The organism is Acinetobacter sp. ANC 5045 (assembly GCF_004331005.1).
Lineage (GTDB): Bacteria > Pseudomonadota > Gammaproteobacteria > Pseudomonadales > Moraxellaceae > Acinetobacter > Acinetobacter towneri.
This window is the reverse complement of the sequence record NZ_SJNS01000002.1, coordinates 1-20863: the sequence shown is the minus strand read 5'-3', so window position 1 is coordinate 20863 and position 20863 is coordinate 1. Positions and strand designations below refer to the sequence as shown.

Sequence of the window (20863 nt, the reverse complement as noted above, 5' to 3'; positions counted from 1 at the left end):
GCTCTGATATGCAACGAGTGTCAAATACATTGTTAAAATGAGGATGTTTTTTTATGCGCATTATCTTACTCGGACCACCTGGAGCAGGTAAAGGTACACAAGCTCAGTTGATCTGTAAGCGCTACAATATCCCACAAATTTCAACCGGTGATATGCTCCGTGCTGCAATTCGTGAAGGTACTGAATTAGGTCTACAAGCCAAAAGCGTCATGGACGGTGGCGGTTTGGTATCTGATGAACTGATCATTGGCTTAGTGAAAGAGCGTATTGCGCAGCCAGATTGCGTGAATGGTTGTATTTTTGATGGTTTCCCTCGCACTATTCCACAAGCTGAAGCCTTGGAAAGCGAAGGCATCAATATCGACCACGTGATTGAAATTGATGTTGCAGACGAAGAAATCGTACAACGTTTGTCTGGTCGTCGTCAGCACCCTGCATCTGGTCGTATTTATCACCTTGTTTACAATCCACCAAAAGTGGAAGGTAAAGATGACGAAACTGGCGAAGATTTGGTTCAACGTCCAGATGACCAAGAAGAAACTATTCGTAAACGTTTAAAAGCGTATCACTCAGAAACTGAGCAATTGGTTGGCTTCTATCAAGGTCGTGCTGCTTCTGGTGAAAATGCACCAAGCTATAACAAATTGAATGGTCTTCGTCCAATTGAAGAAGTTCAAGCAGATTTGTTTGCTATTTTAGACCAAGCAAAATAAGTCTAGGTCTTAGACCAAGTCTGTTTAAAAGAAAATAAAATCGTTTAAACAGGCTGCTTGTTTTGACTTTAAAAGAGTCCTGATTCATATTAGGGCTCTTTTTATTTGTTTCAGTTTGGGAGAGTGCTTTGCAACATGCTGCTGTGATCATCATGTTATTGGCAAGTATTGCCGTTTTAGGCTTTCTTGTTTTTGTGAGCTATAAGTTGTTGCGCAACACACAAGCTCAGAATTCGGCTGAAAAAAAATCAGGCAAGCACTATCAATTGCATCCGAAACTTAAACAACAGCAAGAGCAACAACGTCAGTCTGAAGATTCTCAGGATAAATAAACCATCACACATCTGCAAAAGATTGCAATTTTAAATTTGGGCAGTTTTTATAAAACCTTATGAAAAAGAATAAAATTCTATTAATAATTCTTGTGGTTGGTATTATTACTTTAGGTATTGTAATTTTTATAAAATCTCAAGCAGTTACAGAGACAAAAAGATTAGGTAACGGTGAAAATACCAACCATGAAGAAACAAGTTCATCTCTGTACAATCTTGTGCATAGATTGCACAGTTATCCACACTATTTTGGATGATCCACATTGCTTTGATGATCTAGCTTGTCTTCAATAAGTTTAGATCACTTTGCAAAACTCTACCGAAGCACTTACTTAGATACGGGCTCGTGATGAATTTCATGCAGCGTGATATGCCGATGCGCGCCAAATTCAAAGCGATCAGGCCAGTTACACACATCTGACACCACACATTCACCACATTTAGGCTTACGCGCAATACAACAATAACGGCCATGTAAAATCAGCCAGTGATGTGAGTCAATTAAAAACTCTTTAGGAATGACTTTAATTAAACGGTGTTCGACTTCTAAAACATTTTTACCCACAGCTAAACCTGTGCGGTTACCTAAGCGGAAAATATGCGTATCGACCGCCATGGTTGGCTGTCCAAACGCGGTATTTAAGACCACATTGGCAGTTTTACGTCCCACGCCAGGCAAGGCTTCTAAATCGGCACGATTATCAGGCACGATGCTGCCGTGTTTTTCGATGAGAATTTTGCAGGTTTTAATGACATTTTCTGCTTTGGAATTATACAACCCGATGGTTTTAATATATTCCTTTAAACCTTCCACACCTAAGGCATAAATCGCTTCGGGCGTATTGGCAACAGGAAACAGTTTGTCGGTGGCTTTATTGACGCTGACATCGGTCGCTTGTGCAGATAAGGTCACCGCAATCAGCAATTCAAATGGATTGGAAAAATTCAGTTCAGTGGTCGGATTTGGACGTTGGTCACGTAAGCGCTCAAAAAAAGTCTGAATTTGCTTTTTGGTCATATTTTTAGACGGCTTTTCTTTGAGCGTGGTGCTTTTGGCAGCCGTTGTTTTGACCGCTTTATTGGTCAGACGTGTATTTCTTTCGGGCATGTTTATGCTCCTAATTCACGTAACTGTTGTTGTAAATTGTCAAGTAATAGCCGTTTTTTCTCATCGTCACGCACACTGAGTTGTTTTTCGAGTTTTTTAATTTGTGTGCGTAATTTTGCCAGTTCGATGGTGGTTTGTGCATCGGCAGTGGAAATCTGTTCATTTTTTTGCACAGGCAATTCAATCACAGGCACAGCAGCATCGGCTTGTGCAGAAAATTGAGCAAACAGTTCGGTATCAATTTCTGCACGTACCACAGGGCCTTTACGGTGCAGACGACGTTGTTCTTCACGTTGTATGTGGGCGTAGTAGCGTTGGCGTAAATCATTCTGTTCTGCCACTCGTGCGCTATCAGAAAGCAGGGGTTGTGTATCTTCTACCAAGTCAATGCAATCGACAGGGCAAGGTGGAATACACAATTCACAGCCAGTACATAAATCAGTCAAAATGCTGTGCATGAGTTTGCCTGAGCCTAAAATGGCATCGACAGGGCAGGCATTAATACATTTGGTACAACCAATGCACTCATCTTCACGAATTAGCGCTTTCATACGCTGTGGGCGTCCATCTGCCTGCACAGGCCAAACACTGGCTTCTGCGGTCAATACAGGGCGTTGCAGTAAGTTTGCTAGTGCATCTGCAACAGGTTGTCCACCGGGTACGCATTTATTGGCTGCTTCGCCTTCCGCAATCGCTTTGGCATAGGGTAAACAGCCATCGCGGTGACCACATAAGCCACATTGAGTTTGAGGGAGCAGCGCATCAATATTTTGAATCAGAGCAATTTGCGAATTCATGGACAAACCAATGCCACTTTAACAGCAGCAGAAAAACGGAAGATAAGTCTAGGGGAAAATTCTAGGTCGATGATTTTAGCACGATTTTTGCTTTTAGGCTTGTGCGCAAATTAAGAACAACAATTGCTAGCTTTTTGGGCAAAAATGCTCAAAACTATGAATTAATTTGTTACATTAACTTATGGGCTTAACACGCTAAAAAATAAGTTAAATTTATGAAAATACAAATGTTTTAAAGTTTTTTGAAAAAAACTATTGTAGATTGTTAACAAAAGATATTTAATATTTTGCGCCAAAATATATCATTGATTGAAATTTTGACCAATTTTGATCCATTTTCTGCTGAGGATTAAGCGTTGAAATACAACAGCCTTAACGAATTCCTAGATTACGTTAAAACACGTGATGCACATCAACCAGAGTTTCTACAAGCTGTAGAAGAAGTAATGACCAGCCTTTGGCCGTTCATTGAAAAGAACCCTCAATATGCAGCACATGGTTTGCTTGAGCGTTTGGTTGAGCCTGAGCGTGCAATTCAGTTCCGCGTTTCTTGGGTAGATGACCAAGGTCAAACCCACGTAAACCGTGCATTCCGTGTACAGTACAACTCAGCAATTGGTCCATTTAAAGGTGGTATGCGTTTCCACCCATCAGTGAACCTTTCAATTTTAAAATTCTTAGGTTTTGAACAAACCTTTAAAAATGCTTTGACCACATTGCCAATGGGCGGTGGTAAAGGTGGTTCAGACTTTGACCCTAAAGGTAAGTCTGAAGGCGAAATTATGCGTTTCTGCCAAGCCTTAATGATCGAGTTATATCGTCATTTAGGTTCTAACACGGATATTCCTGCGGGTGATATTGGTGTAGGCGGTCGTGAAGTGGGTTACATGGCGGGTATGATGAAGAAGCTCAGCAATGACACTTCATGTGTATTCACAGGTAAAGGCTTGTCTTTCGGTGGTTCTTTGGCGCGTCCAGAAGCTACAGGTTACGGTACTGTGTATTTCGCTGAGGAAATGCTCAAGACTCGTGGCGATTGCTTTAAAGATAAAGTCGTTGCGATTTCTGGTTCAGGCAACGTTGCACAATTTGCTGCAGACAAAGCAATGTACTTGGGTGCGAAAGTAGTTTCACTTTCTGACTCGAATGGTACTGTGTACGTGAAAGAAGGTTTCACGCCAGAATTACTTGCTGAAGTGATGGAACTTAAAAACGTAAAACGTGGTCGTATTTCTGAATTTGCGTCTAAGCACGGTTTTGAATACCTTGAAGGTCAACGTCCTTGGGGTATTAAATGTGATATCGCGCTTCCATGTGCGACTCAAAACGAACTTGATGCGAATGATGCAGCAGCGCTTCTTGCAAACGGCGTAATCTGTGTTGCTGAAGGTGCGAACATGCCTTCTACACTTGAAGCGGTTGAGAAATTCGTTGAAGCGAAAATTCTTTATGCGCCAGGTAAAGCATCTAACGCCGGTGGTGTAGCAACTTCTGGTCTGGAAATGTCTCAAAACGCATTGCGTTTAGGCTGGACTTTCGAAGAAGTTGATGAGCGCTTACACGCAATCATGAAAGAAATTCACCGCAACTGCGTAAAATTCGGTACGAAAGAAGACGGTACCGTGAACTATGTAGACGGCGCAAACATCGCTGGCTTCGTAAAAGTTGCTGATGCAATGCTTTCTCAAGGCGTATTCTAAGTCTGACTGAGTTTAAGCTTGAAAAAAAACCGAGGTGAATGCCTCGGTTTTTTTATATTGCGATTTTATCGTTATAGAGTGCCTTTGACTGCTTCACGCTCTACGGTCATGTCGAATACATAGGCATATTTAGACTGGTCAGCTGCCGGATTTTTAATTTCATAACGTTTTACCCGAATAATCTGACGCTCATTCGATGAATGCTGAAAACCTTCGATCTGATCGTAAAATAAAGTCCAGTCTTTATCGACCTGAGTCTTTAAGCCTTTTTCATCATATTTGATTTCTTTCACCTGTAAGCAGGTTTGCTGAGCTACACCCGTACAGGCTTTAGTCTGTGACGAAACTTCCAGGAAAATGGTTTCTGCCTGACCTTGGTATTTGGTTTCCGGTGTCATTTTTCCGGTAAAGACATATTTTTGACCATCAGCTGCAGTAATACTCAGTTTTGGCTGATTGGCATCATTTAGATCCAGACTAAACGGAATATTACGCTTTTGCAGAAGCTGGCTGATAAAACGTTCCTGTTCCATTAATGGTGCATCACATGCCATCATGGTGCCCATCATGTCACCCGTACTCAGGGTATTATCTTTAACAGTCCAGCTCGTGCCAAGGCCATTACAGCCAGAAGCTACACTTAGTCTGCCTCGTTGATCAAAGCTCAGAACAATCGGGCGTTGCAGCCCACGATCAAGTTCCCAGGTATAAGCGGGCAAAATTTGTGTAGGCGTTTTTAATGTGGTGGATAGAGTAGAAATAGCCGGATCTCCTGAAGTGGCAGGAAGATGTGAAGATTGACATGCAGTTAAAGCCAAAGGGAGCAGGGCAAGCGCAAAAATACTGAATTTCATTGGTTTATATTCTATGTGCTAAAGTTTCAACGTGATTATAATCAAGAGATTAACAAAAAATATGGATACAAATCGTAGCTTTTGCTAACAAAATGTATCCAAATTAAAAAGTCAGATTTTAAATAAGCGGAGCTATCGGTTAGTCAAAACGATAAATATCCATACCGAGTGAACCCATGCTAAAGCTGCTATGTACAATGTTAAATCGATCTCCCGTACCCATTGCAAAAAACAGCGGTGCAAAGTGTTCTAGGGTTGGGTGATTACGTGCTACATGTGGCAATTGTTGCCAATCTAGTACTGCATCATAATTGCGATGACTTAAATGCTGCACCACACGATTACGGAAACTAGATGCCCATTCAGGCACAGCCGCATTGGGTGTATTCCATGATAATTCACGTAAGTTATGGGTGATACTGCCTGAGCCAATCAGTAAAATTTGCTGTTCACGTAATGGCGCTAAACTTTGCCCAATGTGATAAATCTGTTCGGCGCTCATATTCATGGGCAAAGAAATGGTAATCACTGGAATATTGGCATCGGGATACATGTGTAGTAATGGCATCCATACGCCATGATCATGCGGGCGTGTGCTGTTGGCATGGGCAGCAAAGCCCGCATCAGCCAAACGCTGCAAAATATCTTCTGCCAGTTCAGGTAAGCCAGGTGCAGGGTAGCGCAGGGCGTACAAGGCTTCAGGAAAACCACGGAAGTCATGCCATGTTTCAGGGCGAATACCTGTGTTGACCTCCAGTGCATTACTTTCCCAATGCGCCGACATCACCACAATGGCTTGCGGTGTTGGCAAATTTTCACTTAAACGGCTGAGTGCAGGCCCGACCTGTTCAGGATTGAGTGCCAACATGGGCGAACCATGTGAGATAAATAAACCGGGTAATGTCTGTAAGTTCATGCCTAGATCCCTAAAGCCTGCTGTTCTACAGCATCGCAAAAAAGTGTGTATAGCGAAATGTACTTTTGTTCAACGCTATGTTGCAGCTTTGCAACGTCGTTTGAGTTGAAGATATTTTGATAACTCAACGTACAAATTGAATAAGTTGATTTAACCTGCACGATGATAAGGATGGTTGTGGTTGATGCTCATAGCACGGTATAGCTGCTCAATCAGCATCACGCGAACTAAAGGGTGTGGCAAAGTTAGTTTGGATAATGACCAATGCCATGCTGCTGCTTTACGTACTGCTTCAGAGTGACCATCTGGTCCACCAATCGCAAGCACGACATCATTGCCTTCTAGCATCCAGCCTTTCATGGTTTCTGCAAGTTTTTCGGTGCTGAACTCTTTGCCGCCCACTTCCAAGGCAATTAACAGCTCATTGTTTTTCATGGCATTTAAAATGCTATCACCTTCAATTTGGCGATATTTTAGAATATCGGCCTCAGAATCATTTTTGCCACGTTTCGCCATTGGCAGTTCGACAATTTGAGTCTGCACAAAAGGCTGAATCCGTTTGAAATAATCTTCAAAACCAGTCAGCACCCAAGCAGGCATTTTTTGTCCAATGGTCAGAATGCGAATTTTCATAGGCGAGTTCATGTAGCGATCAATCAGAATCTCGCATTATAACCATGATTCAACACAAGCGCTGTGTAACGACACAATTTGCAATTGAATTTGCCAACAGGCTGTTGCTTTAATACTCAGCAATCTTATTGGTCTTTTTTGTCTTGGAATTATCAGCATGCGCGCGTTTCAAAGTCAGCAGTTATATTCATGGATATTGGGCGCGGGTATGGGATTGATGACCACTGCTACATTTGCTGTGCCTGAGGCTCAATGGGCAGAACCAAACAATTTGCAAGTCTATATGCAGCAAGTGATTGGGCAGCAGGGTTTGGGTAATTCCGAACAGTATCGTCATTATAAAAATGTGATTGAACTGAATCGGGTTTCGGCATGGATTCGGGAACAAATGCGAGTATTTGGAATTCCGTGTCAATTTCAAAATTATGTGGTCAATCAGCAAAGCTACCGCAATGTGGTGTGCAAATTGAATATCGGTGCTGCGCAAAAAACGATTTTTGGTGCGCATTACGATGTTTATGGGCAGCAGCAGGGGGCAAATGACAACGCTTCTGGCGTTGCAGGTGTAATCGAAACAGCACGAATTTTGGCGCAGGAAAAGAATAAACTTAGTCAAAATGTTGAATTTGTTTTTTATACCTTGGCAGAGCCACCATTTTTTAAAACCGAGTCGATGGGCAGTTTTATACATGCCAAATCTGTGCAGGCTGAGAAGGAAAAAATCCGTGCGGTGTATGTGCTGGATATGATTGGTTATTACGATAAAAATTTGGTGCAAAATTACCCAATCGGTTTAAAGTGGATTTACCCAAGTCATGGCAATTTTATTGTGGCATTGAGTAATATGCAATCACGTGAAATGAGTGCAAGCTATTGCAATACGATGCAGCGTTTGAACCAGTTGCAATGTGAGCGTGTGGTCGCACCGACTTTCGTCAAGGGCATGGATTTTTCAGATCATTTAAATTATTGGAAATATGATATTCCTGCCATTTTAATTACCGATACAGGCAGTTATCGCAGCACACTTCGCCATACCACAGGTGATACTTTAAAAACAGTAAATTTTGAAAAAATGGCACATGTCGTGAATGGCTTGGTTGCACAGATTTTATCACCTTGATGATTGATCGCAGCGCATAAAAAACGCAGCCCTGAATTGAAATAGGACTGCGGTTAAAAGGTCATCCACCTGGAGATATGGATGACCAGACCATGAAGCACGCTTCAATCAAAAGCGTCTGATCAATTTATCGGTCTAAATAGACCAAACAAGAAACATACAGCGCGATGTATCTTAAATTTATATATGTGGATGGTTTGCCTATTTTTCAAGGAAATTGAATTGAAAACAGACTATCCATTTTAAAAATAATTAAAAAATTATTCAATTATTTTAAATCCAGAATCTAAATACAACAAAAGAGCACCGAAGTGCTCTTTTGAGATGTTCTATGCTTAAAGCAGAGTAACTTGCTTAATGACGTGCGGCTTTGCCTGCTGCTACTGGCTTCACAATCGGTGCCTTGGTTAAAGGCTTAGGCATACTGGTCAGTGCCAAAGGCAAGATTTCATCAATGCTTTTCACAGCCTTGATTTCCAAACCTTCTTTGACATTGTCTGGAATTTCAGACAAGTCACGCACGTTTTCCTGTGGGATAAATACCAGTTTTATACCACCACGATGTGCCGCAAGAAGTTTCTCTTTCAAGCCACCAATGCGCATTGCACGACCACGTAAGCTGGTTTCGCCTGTCATGGCAATATCAGGACGAATTGGAATATCTGTAAATGCAGATACCAATGCCGTAGTCAATGCCAAACCTGCAGATGGACCATCTTTAGGTGTTGCACCTTCTGGCAAGTGTACGTGTACATCGGTTTCGGCAAATACATTGGCTTCAATGCCTAAACTGTCGGCACGGGTACGCACAACGGTCATCGCGGCTTTGATTGACTCTTGCATCACATCACCCAATGAACCTGTGGTGATGAAATTACCTTTGCCTTTCATGGTTGCCACTTCAATGGTGAGTAATTCACCACCCACTGAAGTCCAAGCCAAGCCATTTACACGACCCACTTCGGCTTCTTCTTCTGCCATACCATAGTCAAATTTGTGTGGACCAAGGTAGTCAGGCAAGTTTTGTGAAGTCACATCTACCTGTAGGTTTTTGGCTTTTTTGCTGACTGCTTCTTTCACCACCTTACGGGCAATTTTTGACACTTCACGTTCCAGACTACGCACACCTGCTTCACGTGTATAGCGCTGCACAATGTCACGAATCGCTTCTTCATGAACCGTCAATTCTTTAGCACGCAAGCCATTATTTTTGATGGCTTTAGGGACAAGATAGCGTTCTGCAATATTCACTTTTTCATCTTCGGTATAACCCGGTAGACGAATTACTTCCATACGATCTAACAGAGCTTCTGGAATATTCATGCTGTTGGCAGTACAAATGAACATCACTTCAGACAAGTCTAAGTCTAGATCTAAATAGTGATCATTAAACTTGTTGTTTTGTGATGGATCAAGTACTTCTAACAAAGCAGATGCAGGGTCGCCACGGTAATCCTGTGCCATTTTGTCAATTTCATCGAGCAAGAACAGTGGGTTCTTCACACCAACTTTAGTCAATGACTGCACAATTTTACCCGGCATCGCACCAATATAGGTACGGCGGTGACCGCGAATTTCCGCTTCATCACGTACGCCGCCTAGCGCCATGCGCACGAACTCACGTCCAGTGGCTTTTGCAACCGATTCACCCAGTGAGGTTTTACCTACACCCGGAGGACCGACTAAGCACAGAATTGGACCTTTGAGTTTTTTCACGCGCGACTGCACAGCAAGGTATTCCACAATACGGTCTTTGACTTCATCTAAACCGTAATGGTCGGCATCTAAAATTTCTTGTGCTTTCGCCAAGTTAATGCTGACTTTGCTGGCTTTGTTCCATGGCGTATCTAAAATTACTTCCAGATAGTTACGTACCACAGCCGCTTCGCTAGATGCAGGTTGCATGGCTTTTAGCTTACGGAACTCAGCTTCTGCTTTTTTGCGGACATGTTCTGGCAAGTCTGCTTCGGCCAGACGTTTTTCAATTTCAGCGACATCATCTTCCGCACCGCCGTTCATATCGGACAGTTCGCGTTGAATGACTTTCATCTTCTCATTCAAGAAGTATTCACGCTGATTTTTTTCCATCTGACGTTTAACAGAGTCATGCAAGGTTTGCTCAATCTGCTGTTCTTCAGACTGTTGCAATAAATAAGTCATTAACTCGGTCAAGTGAGCTTCAAACTCATCGTGCTCAAGGAATTTTTGTTTGACATCAATATTCAATGGCACACGGGTTGCAACAAAGAACAGCAACTGCAATAAATCTTCAATTTTATTGGCAGCAGCAATCAGTTCACGTGCATTGCGTAATTTTGCTTCTGCATATTGCGCAAATAAGGCACGTAATTCTTGCAAACGTGTTGCTTGGGTATTTTCATCCATCGCAACAGTCATTGGGCTCAAGCTGTGTTCTGCAGTCAAATACGCGTCTTCATCAATAATTTTTTCGAGTTTGGCGCGGTATAAGCCTTCAATCAGCACTTTGATACAGTTTTCATCATTTTCGTGATTCACAACTTGCACAATCTTCGCGACAGTACCGTATTGATATAAATTGTCGTGATCAATTTCTTCTGTAAGCGAATCTTTTTGCGCAACTACAAATACTAGATTGTCACTGTTACGAGCCACATCAACTGCATTGATCGATTTTTCACGACCTACAAATAGCGCGATTTGCATGTGCGGATAAACCACCACATCACGTAGCGCTAAAAGTGGTAATACACTTGGAACCTGAGGCTCTAAGGTTTCTTGATTCATAATAATTTCAGACATGGGCACTCCTAATGAGTGACAACGGTGTTGCCATGTTTTTATAGTGATGGGTATTTTAAAAAATACAAGGGCAGGTCAACATAAATTGTTTAATAAAGTAGCTAAGCATTTGATTTTAAATTGACCTGTCCAGTCAAAATGATCAATTTAGCGTTTCAAGTTGCGTTTAAACTGTAAAAAACACTCTGGTGTCAGTAAGGCATCTAGAGGTTGATCCCAATTTTCACGTGGCAAGTTTGCATGAATCAGCTGAAAATCATGTGCAATACCTAAGCGATAAGGGCGCTGTGGAGCAGATGCCAGCGTGCGGTCATAATAACCACCACCCATTCCAATTCGAGTGCCGTACTTGTCGCAAGCCAGCAAGGGCATGATTAAAAGGTCAAGATGAGAAACATGCTTCCCACGACTTGCCATCGGCTCTTTCATGCCCAGTGGGTGATGAGAAAAACGTTTATTGATGTATTGATGACGTGAGATTTCAACCCAAACCAGTTGCTGATTCATGTTGCAAATCATGGGTAAATACACTTGTTTGCCTTGCACGAAGCAGTATTCAATGATGCGCTGTGTATGAATTTCACCAAATGCATCTAAATACACCCCCACTTTTTTTGCGTACTGAAATTTTGGCAACCGTATTAGGCGCTGCAAAACAGCTTGCTGCGCTTGCTGCTGTTGATTAGGCGTGACTGCTCTGCGCTGTTGTCGAAGCTGTTTACGCAAGGTGTTAAGTCTCAACAACTGCATCTGGGCACATCCTTATATTCCTGAGTTTAAATGCTTGAGTGGGTATGAAATGACTATCATTGCATCGACAAAAAACAAGCTTTTATCATGCTTGGCATTTTAACAGGATGTAATGTTATATTTCTGATTATCTTAACCTGACCTACTATGGGATAGTTTGGCTTGAATCTAGATGTAAAATTAAAAACACACTGATGCTATAGCGCAATGAATGCCGCACTAAAAATCTTCACGGTCGCTACGAGATAAATTGGGCCGAGTTAAGTTAAAAACAACAATTATGTAAAAACACGTGCCAAAACAAAAACAACACTCTCATTTTGCGGTTATACGAACTGAAAAACGCTTCCGACACGCGTTAGATGAATTTGGACGTAAAAACTTATCAAGCGTTCAATCCATCTTGCTAGAAATCACACTGATTCTATTGTATTGGACTAAAGTTGTATAAAGCTGTGCGAAATAAATTTGGTTTTTCCTTCCTTTTAAAAACTCGAGAAAAAACAAAGTTTAAATATTTCTTTGGCGTATTTTTTTATGCTGTATATAAAGAAAACCTTTACCTAAATTGGTATGACCATTTAAAATAAACAATCAGACCAATCTTGACTTTTTCTTGTCTAAAACTATCATTTGTTGCATATATTGAGGGAATTTTGTTTTTCACCTCAATATTGGTCAGACCAAAATTAGAATTTTACCTCTATGCTTAGACCTATGTTTACGTTTGAGTGAGCATTTCAAGGAGATGACAATGCTTCAACATTGGCAACAGATCTATGATCCAATGGCAAATATTTGGATTTCGAGTCTTATTGCATCAATCCCGATTATTTTTTTCTTTTTGGCACTGGCTGTATTTCGCTTAAAGGGAAGTATTGCGGGAACAATTACGGTGATTTTGGCGTTATTAGTGTCTTTATTCGCCTATGGCATGCCTGCACCAATGGCTTTTGCTTCATTGATCTATGGCTTTTTTTACGGTTTGTGGCCAATCGCATGGATTATTATTGGCGCATTATTTTTATATAAAATCTCTGTAAAAACAGGGCAATTTAACATTATTCGCTCATCTATTCTTTCGATTACAGAAGATCAGCGTCTCCAGATGCTATTAGTCGGCTTCGCGTTTGGGACATTTTTAGAAGGTGCAGCGGGTTTTGGGGCGCCAGTGGCAATTACTGCAGCTTTGCTAGTAGGTTTGGGTTTTAAACCTTTATATGCTGCGGGTTTATGTCTGATTGTGAACACCGCACCAGTTGCGTTTGGCGCAATGGGGATTCCAATTATTGTGGCGGGTCAGGTTTCGGGTGTAGAAACCATGGAAATTAGCCAGATGGTTGGACGTCAGTTGCCATTTATGGTGCCTATTGTGCTGTTCTGGATTATGGCAATTATGGATGGCTGGCGCGGTGTGAAAGAAACTTGGCCTGCAGTGTTGGTGGGTGGTGGTGCTTTTGCCATTGCACAATACTTGACCTCTAACTTTGTTGGGCCTGAGTTACCTGACATTACAGCCGCAATTGCCTCTTTGATTAGTTTAACGGTCTTATTTAAATTCTGGCAGCCAAAACACATTTTCCGTTTTAGCGATGCAGACACCAAAGTGGATGCCAACTTAGTTGCAGAACAACAGCAAAAATACAGCATCGGGCAGATTGTTAAAGCATGGTCACCTTTTGCAGTGTTAACGGTGATGGTCACCATTTGGAGTATTAAACCGTTCAAAGATTTATTTGCAAAAGATGGGGCAATGCATGACTGGGTAATTTCCATCAAAGTGCCATTTTTACATCAATTGGTGCAAAAAATGCCGCCTGTGGTTGCTGACGTTAAAGACTACGATGCAATCTTTAAGTTCGATTGGCTGAGTGCAACAGGGACTGCAATTATGATTGCGGCTGTCATCACCATCATTTACTTAAAAATGAAACCGCGCGAAGCTGTTAAAACTTTTGCAGAAACCATCAATGAGTTAAAAACACCAATTTATTCGATTGGGATGGTGTTGGCTTTTGCTTTTATTGCCAATTATTCAGGCATGTCTGCGACTTTGGCATTGGCTTTGTCACACACAGGCAATGCTTTCACATTCTTCTCGCCATTTTTAGGTTGGATTGGAGTGTTCTTGACAGGTTCAGATACATCAGCCAATGCCTTATTTGCTGCCTTGCAAGCCACAACTGCACAGCAAATTGGTGTACCAGAAGTCTTGTTGGTTGCTGCCAATACCAGTGGTGGAGTAACAGGCAAAATGATTTCACCGCAATCTATTGCAATTGCCTGTGCGGCTGTTGGTTTAGTCGGTAAAGAATCGGATTTATTCCGCTTTACCGTGAAACATAGTATCACGTTCACCGTTATGATCGGTATTATTATCACTCTACAAGCTTATGTGTTCCCATGGATGATTCCATAATCACATGCACAAGAGGATAGCCGCATGAAAGTCTCCGACAAAGTTGTACAAGACCTGCGCACACTGGTTGAAAAAAATCAGATGCAAGTCGGAGACCGATTGCCTGCCGAAAGAAAGTTATGTGAACAACTCGGGGTTTCCCGTTCCTCTTTGCGTGAAGCCATTCAGCAATTGACCAGTCAGGGCATGCTGGTCAGCAAAGTTGGAGCGGGTACTTTTTTGCAACAGCTACCCACCAATTGGTCGCAATATCAAATTGTGCAGCCTTTAAGTAACCTGATTGATGAAGACCCTGCTTATCGTTTTGATGTGCAGGAAGCTCGAATGGTGCTTGAAGGTGGTACGGCATGGTATGCCGCACAGCGGGCAACTGCTGAGGATTTGAAAAACATCCGTGCCTGTTATGAGCAAATCGCCCATTTTCAAATTTTAGGTGATGACGATCAGGCAGCAATTGCCGATGCCAAGTTTCATTTGGCAATTGCCGAAGCATCGCACAATTTGGTGCTCATTCAAATGATGCGTGGCTTATTTGATTTGTTGCAATACAACGTAGTTTTGGGCAGACGCAAAGTCTATACCGAAGCCCACCGTTTCGATCAGTTGCACGATCAACACTTTCAAGTGATGGATGCAATTGAACGCCAGGATCCAGAAGCTGCCCGTTCGGCAGTGTGTGGACATATTGAATTTGTAGTTCAACAAGTACGCATGATAGACGAGGAAGATGCGCGTCGTCAGCGTGCGAGTCGATTAAACAGGATAGCGCCATGATTATTTCTTCTGCGAATGATTACCGCGAAGCAGCGAAACGCCGTTTACCGCCATTTTTATTTCACTATATTGATGGAGGTGCGTACGCGGAACAAACGCTGAAAAGAAATGTGGAAGACCTTTCACAGATTGCCTTGCGCCAACGTGTTTTGAATGACATGTCGGCTTTGAGTTTAGAAACCACCTTATTTAATGAAACCTTGTCAATGCCTGTGGCTTTGGCACCTGTGGGTTTAACGGGCATGTATGCGCGCCGTGGTGAAGTGCAGGCTGCAGTTGCAGCTGACAAAAAAGGCATTCCGTTTACTTTATCTACCGTGTCGGTATGCCCAATTGAAGAAGTGGTGCCTGCCATTTCACGGCCAATGTGGTTTCAATTATATGTATTGCGTGACCGTGGTTTTATGCGTAATGCTTTGGAACGTGCTAAAGCAGCAGGCTGTTCAACTTTGGTCTTTACAGTAGATATGCCTGTGCCTGGCGCACGTTATCGGGATGCACATTCGGGCATGAGTGGTCCAAATGCTGCTATGCGCCGCTATATGCAGGCAGTGATGCATCCAAACTGGGCATGGGATGTTGGCTTACTAGGTCGTCCACATGACTTGGGCAATATCTCTAAATACTTAGGCAAGCCAACAGGACTTGAAGATTATATTGGCTGGTTAGGCAATAACTTTGATCCATCTATTTCATGGAAAGACTTGGAGTGGATTCGTGAATTCTGGGATGGCCCAATGGTCATTAAAGGCATTTTAGACCCAGAAGATGCTAAAGATGCTGTGCGTTTTGGCGCTGATGGAATTGTGGTGTCTAACCACGGTGGTCGTCAGTTAGATGGTGTGCTCTCGACTGCACGTGCTTTACCGCCAATAGCCGATGCAGTAAAAGGAGATCTAAAAATTCTAGTGGATTCAGGTATTCGTAATGGCCTAGACGTGGTGCGCATGTTGGCGATGGGTGCGGATACTTGTATGCTCGGACGTGCCTTTATTTATGCACTAGGCGCTGCAGGTGGGGCGGGTGTGAGTAATTTACTCGAATTGATTGATAAAGAAATGCGAGTCGCAATGACCTTAACGGGTGCTAAAAACATTCAAGCGATTAACTCAGATTGTTTGGTACAACTTGAGCGTGAACTGAAAGGCTAAATTGCCAGCAAGAGCGATCAATCCATCAACCGATGTGTTTGGCTGAATCGCTCAATTGTATTTTTCACCTTGTTTCAGGACTTGCACACCATGCCACAGACAATTTCTTCTGCAGCACAATTTGATGCTGCCGCAACCCTCAAAAACTTGGTTGATATTGTGGGAAAAGCGCATGTATTGACCCATGAATCGGATACTCGTTTATATCGTCAAGGGCGACGTTTTGGCGAGGGACAGGTTTTTGCCGTGGTCACGCCAGGTTCTTTGTTGCAGCAGTGGCAAGTGTTACAAGTGGCTGTGGCGGCAGATTGCATTATTATCATGCAAGCCGCCAATACAGGGCTTACGGGTGGTTCTACACCATTTGGTGATGACTATGACCGTCCTGTAATTTTGATTAATACCCAACGTTTAAAAGGTATTCAGCTCATCAATGATGCCAAGCAAGTGATTTGCTTACCTGGTGCAACGCTAGATGCTTTGGAACAACAACTGGCGCCGCATCAACGTGAGCCACATTCAGTCATTGGTTCATCTTGTATTGGTGCTTCGGTGTTGGGTGGGGTGTGCAATAATTCAGGCGGTGCATTGGTCAGACGCGGCCCTGCCTATACTGAGTTGGCCTTATATGCACAAGTCAATGAACTGGGCGAGTTGCAACTCATCAATCATTTGGGGGTAAATTTAGGAAGCTCGCCAGAAGAAATTTTAACCAAACTTGAGCAACAACAATATCGTCCTGAAGATATTGAATATTCAGAACATTGCTGTGCTTCAGATCAGCGTTATGTACATGATGTTGCGCAAGTCGATGCCGATACTCCTGCACGTTTCAATGCAGACCCGAGTCGTTTGTTTGAAGCTTCGGGTTCTGCAGGTAAAGTCTGTGTGTTTGCGGTGCGTTTGGATACGTTTGAGAAAATTCCGAGTCAGGTGTTTTATATCGGCAGCAATCAGCAAGAGGATTTAACCGCAATCCGCCGTTTTTTATTGCGTGATTTGCCGCGTGTACCGATTGCTGGCGAGTATATTCATCGAGATGCCTATGACATTGGTGCAGAATATGGCAAAGACAGCTTCTTGTTTATCGAGAAGTTTGGCACCAGTAAAGTACCTGCAGCTTTTGCCATGAAAGACAAAGTTGATGGTTTTCTAACCCGTTGGGGCATGCGTGGATTGTCGGATAAAGTTTTGCAAATGTTCACGAAACTACTGCCAAATCATTTACCAGAACGCATGAACCAATTTCGTGATTTGTATGAACATCATTTAATTTTGCGCATTGAGCAGCAAGATGTTGCGGCAGTACAGCAGTTTTTAATGGATTATTTTATCACGCGCAATTCCGGCAGTTTTTTTCTATGTAATGAAGATGAAGGACGCAAGGCATTTTTGCATCGTTTTGCTGTGGCAGGTGCTGCAATTCGTTATCGTGATACACATCGAAATGAAGTGGAAGACATTGTTGCTTTAGATATTGCGTTAAGACGTAATGATCAGCAATGGGTTGAAACCTTGCCCGAAGAGTTGGAGCAGGCGATTATACATAAGTTGTATTATGGTCATTTTTTATGTCATGTCTTTCATCAGGACTATATTATTAAAAAAGGCGTAGACCCGTTGGCGATGGAACATCAAATGTGGTCATTGCTTGATGCACGTGGGGCAGAGTATCCTGCAGAGCATAATGTTGGGCATTTATATGTGGCGAAGCCTGCCTTAAAGCAGCATTATCAAAAATTGGATCCGACCAATTGTTTTAATGTGGGCATTGGGCATAGCTCTAAATTAAAAGCTTGGCGTTAAATAAGGATGAAAACTGAGCAGTGAAACTGATTCTAAGGAAAGATGGATATGTTTAAGTTAGATAGCAAACTGCTACAGATTTTTTACTATGTATATAAATTAAAAAATGTGTCTGCAGCAGCAGATGCATTGGGCATGAGTCAGCCTGCGGTTAGTAACTGTTTAAATAAAATTCGTCAGCATTTTAATGACCCATTATTTTTAAGGGTTGGCAATGAAATGTTGCCTACAGAGTTGGCGAAACAGATTTTTTCACCGATTAGTGAAATTATTAATAAAATTGAAACGGTCAATAATTTTAAAGTCGATTTTGATCCGACACATTCCGATCAATTATTTACCTTGGCAATGACCGATGTTTCGCATTTGGTTTTATTGCCAAAACTGACCAAGTTTTTAAAAAAATATGCACCTTCAGTGCGGATTAAAATTCGTCCTATTACCCGTGAAACCAGTTATCAAATGGCAAATGGTGAAATTGATTTTGCGATTGGTTTTTTACCTGAGTTAGAGCAGGGTTTTTATCAGCAGCAATTATTTTTACAATATTATGTGGTGATTAGTCGTAAAGATCATCCACGTATTTGTGAAAAAAGTTTAGATGTTGAAGCTTATATTCGTGAATCGCATGTCGATGTGGATACCAGTATAGGTCACTACCATATTGAAAATGAATTAAGCAATCGCGGTTTAAGACGTAATATTTTAATGAGTATTCCAAGTTATTTAGGGGTCGGTTTAATTGTGCAAGAAACCGATATGATTGCGACAGTGCCTTATTATTTAAGTGAGGTGTTATTGGCACGCGGGAATTTACAAGTAGTGAGTGCGCCTTTGAATTTTCCAACCTATCCTGTACGACAATATTGGCATACGTCTTGTCATCACCAAACCAGTCATCAGTGGTTAAGAAAAGTGATTTTTGATTTGTTTAGCCAGCATCCTTAATTAATGGTGTTTAAATTTTTTTAAAGTTGTTTTTAAATCATCATTCACTAATTCCCCCATCTTTAAATGAAAAGACTAGGTTAATCGGATGAGTGATTTTTATTTGTAATGCAATAAAATTGAATTTCTGACCAGGATTTATATTGCAGCTATACATTTTCATTTTTCCATATAAATGTCTAAACATTCGCTTGTATCAGCACTACGAATACACTGACCATCGAGATACCATTTTGGTTTCTTTGTCCATTACAGTTATAACCAATAACTTCAGCATCATCATGTTTCTGTTTTCCTGCCATATTTAGGCATTTGCCTTGCACGCTAATGTTTTGATCAGGATGGAAAATAAAATGCGGATGAGTAGTATCATGACAATGCGAAGTCTGAAAGCTAAGTTGATTTCTATGACTAAAATCGAAGCAGCGACCATTTTAGGTTTTAATATTGAAATTTTTGTTACTATGTTTGTGTAGGATAAGACCAGGGTATTGGCACATAAATGGTTTGTTGAGCAGCGCATTCCATAGGTGTACTGGGTAGAGTGTGAGGTTGAGTTATGATCATGGGAATCTGCCCTGATGCTAATGAGTCCACACAAAAAAGACTGTTAAAAATGAGCAACCGCCTAAATTAAAATAGTGCTTAAATATAAGAAAAAACCTATTTATTAAGTGGTTATGTAAATTTAAAGCAAAAAAAGATAATAGTTTTTTGTAATTTTATGAGTAATTGACCCTAAAAATTTATCGAATAGACAAGGTTTTTAGCAAAAAATAAGAACGAAAAAATTCAAGTTGTCTTTATTTGTTATTAGTCGGTGCATTCTTAGGAAGTGTGTGGTAGAAATTGTATTTAGAGGATATATTTCTGATTTAGTTTGTGGTCAGCAACAAGCGAATTATCCAATTTGTTGAATTGAACATCAAAAATTCAACTCTATTGCTTTAAAATTATGTGATTGAGTTGTAGAATTATGTGTTAAAATTGGCAATTGTCACAGTTTTTGAATTTTTGGGGTAGGAACTGTTGAAACATTTTTTACTACGACTTGGATTGGATCTGCGTAAACTTATTTTAATTTCCACAATTTTAAGTGTATCAGGCTTATTTGTCGTAAGTATTTTTATTTTAAATTATGTAATTAAACAACAATTAATTCAAAATTCACTTTCGATCAATGAAAAATATGCAGAAAAAATTGCCACCAGTGCCAATCAACATTTTTCAGATATGCTGCAAGAGTTGGATTATAGTGCACGTTTATTAGAAAAAAATTTTTATAATACACAAGTTAGAAAAGAAGAAGTAAAACGCTTAAAAAATCAATCGAATAATTTTAATAGTGTTTTATTGGTAGAGCAGAATAAACATATTTTAGCTTATGCACCTAATACATTAAAACTTAATTTTAATCAGGCTTATAGTACCATTGGTATTGATGGATCTATTGAAAAAAAGAAAACTTATATTTCATCTCCCTATTGGTCTATAAGTAATAATTTAATCGTCATGATGTCACAACCTATTTATAATAAAACACATCAATATTTAGGCTTAATCAGTGGTACGATTTATTTACAGGAGCAGAACTTGATTAATACCATGCTCAATACTCAGTATGATTATAAAAAAAGTTATATGTATGTGATTGATCAACATAATCGTATTATTTTTCATCCAGATAAAAAGCGAATTGGTGGAAAAATTATCAATAATACAGGTTTGGATTATATTAATAAGAATACAAAGGGATCAATTCGTTTAAAGAATAGTTTAGGTATAGATAATTTGGCGGGTTTTGCACATATTCCAAGTGTAAATTGGATTGTAGTTTCTCAGCAGCCCACAGATGATTTACTTGCACAAGCTAATAAGTTGACAAAAATAACTAATCATGCGAAAAAGTTTTTTTAGTTAACAGATGTTCACACATGCCTCGAATTGTTTCTGTACCACTTAGTTTAGAACAGCGAGAACGACTCATTTTTCTGGCCAAGCATGCAAAACATTGGCGTGAAAGACAACGTGCCCAAACTATTCTCTGGCTTTCTGAAG

17 protein-coding genes and 1 pseudogene are annotated in these 20863 nt (G+C 41.0%); 11 read left to right on the top strand and 7 right to left on the bottom strand.

What is annotated here, in order from left to right; all coding sequences use genetic code 11:
- The first annotated feature begins 53 nt into the window (after positions 1 to 53).
- Together adk and E0H79_RS03095 are read left to right on the top strand one after the other, a co-directional pair.
- On the top strand, positions 54 to 713 hold the full coding sequence (adk, locus tag E0H79_RS03100) for an adenylate kinase (RefSeq protein ID WP_004970717.1): 660 nt from the start codon (positions 54 to 56) through the stop codon (positions 711 to 713).
- Positions 714 to 841: 128 nt separating this feature from the next.
- Entirely contained in the window at positions 842 to 1045 is a 204-nt protein-coding gene (locus E0H79_RS03095) for a hypothetical protein (RefSeq protein ID WP_004970716.1), read from the top strand.
- A 328-nt stretch (positions 1046 to 1373) separates the two neighbouring features.
- Here E0H79_RS03095 and nth read toward each other — a convergent pair whose 3' ends face one another.
- Both nth and E0H79_RS03080 read right to left on the bottom strand, forming a co-directional pair.
- Positions 1374 to 2063, bottom strand: coding sequence for an endonuclease III (gene nth, locus E0H79_RS03085; RefSeq protein ID WP_131260868.1), 690 nt, complete (start codon positions 2061 to 2063; stop codon positions 1374 to 1376).
- 92 nt (positions 2064 to 2155) lie between these two features.
- Positions 2156 to 2950, bottom strand: a complete 795-nt coding sequence (locus tag E0H79_RS03080) for an RnfABCDGE type electron transport complex subunit B (protein WP_131260797.1) — start codon at positions 2948 to 2950, stop codon at positions 2156 to 2158.
- 356 nt (positions 2951 to 3306) lie between these two features.
- Here E0H79_RS03080 and gdhA point away from each other — a divergent pair, with 356 nt between their 5' ends.
- Complete coding sequence (gene gdhA / locus E0H79_RS03075) at positions 3307 to 4650, top strand: NADP-specific glutamate dehydrogenase (RefSeq protein WP_004970711.1); 1344 nt, start codon at positions 3307 to 3309, stop codon at positions 4648 to 4650.
- A gap of 71 nt (positions 4651 to 4721) precedes the next feature.
- Here the strand turns inward: gdhA and E0H79_RS03070 are convergent, their stop codons facing one another.
- From E0H79_RS03070 to rlmH, 3 genes are all read right to left on the bottom strand, one after another.
- Positions 4722 to 5504: an META and DUF4377 domain-containing protein gene (locus E0H79_RS03070; RefSeq protein WP_004970709.1), complete on the bottom strand. Its 783-nt coding sequence runs from the start codon at positions 5502 to 5504 to the stop codon at positions 4722 to 4724.
- Positions 5505 to 5643: 139 nt separating this feature from the next.
- A complete protein-coding gene (locus E0H79_RS03065) occupies positions 5644 to 6420 on the bottom strand; it encodes a dioxygenase (RefSeq protein ID WP_096901485.1) in 777 nt (258 codons plus the stop codon).
- A 150-nt stretch (positions 6421 to 6570) separates the two neighbouring features.
- A complete protein-coding gene (gene rlmH, locus E0H79_RS03060) occupies positions 6571 to 7053 on the bottom strand; it encodes a 23S rRNA (pseudouridine(1915)-N(3))-methyltransferase RlmH (RefSeq protein ID WP_026438445.1) in 483 nt (160 codons plus the stop codon).
- Positions 7054 to 7210: 157 nt separating this feature from the next.
- Between rlmH and E0H79_RS03055 the strand changes: the two genes are divergently transcribed.
- A complete protein-coding gene (locus E0H79_RS03055) occupies positions 7211 to 8176 on the top strand; it encodes a M28 family peptidase (RefSeq protein WP_416224534.1) in 966 nt (321 codons plus the stop codon).
- Positions 8177 to 8530: 354 nt separating this feature from the next.
- Here the strand turns inward: E0H79_RS03055 and lon are convergent, their stop codons facing one another.
- Together lon and E0H79_RS03045 are read right to left on the bottom strand one after the other, a co-directional pair.
- Positions 8531 to 10957, bottom strand: a complete 2427-nt coding sequence (gene lon / locus E0H79_RS03050) for an endopeptidase La (RefSeq protein ID WP_131260796.1) — start codon at positions 10955 to 10957, stop codon at positions 8531 to 8533.
- A gap of 147 nt (positions 10958 to 11104) precedes the next feature.
- Positions 11105 to 11701 (bottom strand): 5-formyltetrahydrofolate cyclo-ligase, encoded by a 597-nt coding sequence (locus E0H79_RS03045; protein WP_171458205.1) that lies wholly within the window; start codon positions 11699 to 11701, stop codon positions 11105 to 11107.
- Positions 11702 to 12455: 754 nt separating this feature from the next.
- On the opposite strand from E0H79_RS03045, the gene lldP reads away from it, so the two are divergent.
- The 7 genes and pseudogenes from lldP to E0H79_RS03005 all read left to right on the top strand — a co-directional run.
- On the top strand, positions 12456 to 14126 hold the full coding sequence (lldP, locus tag E0H79_RS03040) for an L-lactate permease (RefSeq protein WP_171458203.1): 1671 nt from the start codon (positions 12456 to 12458) through the stop codon (positions 14124 to 14126).
- 24 nt (positions 14127 to 14150) lie between these two features.
- The gene (gene lldR / locus E0H79_RS03035) at positions 14151 to 14900 is read left to right on the top strand and encodes a transcriptional regulator LldR (protein WP_004970689.1); all 750 of its coding nucleotides are present in this window, start codon (positions 14151 to 14153) and stop codon (positions 14898 to 14900) included.
- The gene (gene lldD / locus E0H79_RS03030; protein ID WP_016659249.1) at positions 14897 to 16051 is read left to right on the top strand and encodes an FMN-dependent L-lactate dehydrogenase LldD; all 1155 of its coding nucleotides are present in this window, start codon (positions 14897 to 14899) and stop codon (positions 16049 to 16051) included. The genes lldR and lldD overlap by 4 nt, the downstream gene beginning before the upstream one ends.
- Before the next feature lie 90 nt (positions 16052 to 16141).
- Entirely contained in the window at positions 16142 to 17857 is a 1716-nt protein-coding gene (dld, locus tag E0H79_RS03025) for a D-lactate dehydrogenase (RefSeq protein WP_131260793.1), read from the top strand.
- Positions 17858 to 17905: 48 nt separating this feature from the next.
- Positions 17906 to 18805, top strand: coding sequence for a LysR family transcriptional regulator (locus tag E0H79_RS03020; protein WP_004970549.1), 900 nt, complete (start codon positions 17906 to 17908; stop codon positions 18803 to 18805).
- Between the two features lie 1029 nt (positions 18806 to 19834).
- Positions 19835 to 20722, top strand: a complete 888-nt coding sequence (locus E0H79_RS03010) for a cache domain-containing protein (protein WP_228258763.1) — start codon at positions 19835 to 19837, stop codon at positions 20720 to 20722.
- 17 nt (positions 20723 to 20739) lie between these two features.
- Positions 20740 to 20863 (top strand): annotated as a pseudogene (locus E0H79_RS03005) (helix-turn-helix domain-containing protein); the annotation flags it as partial.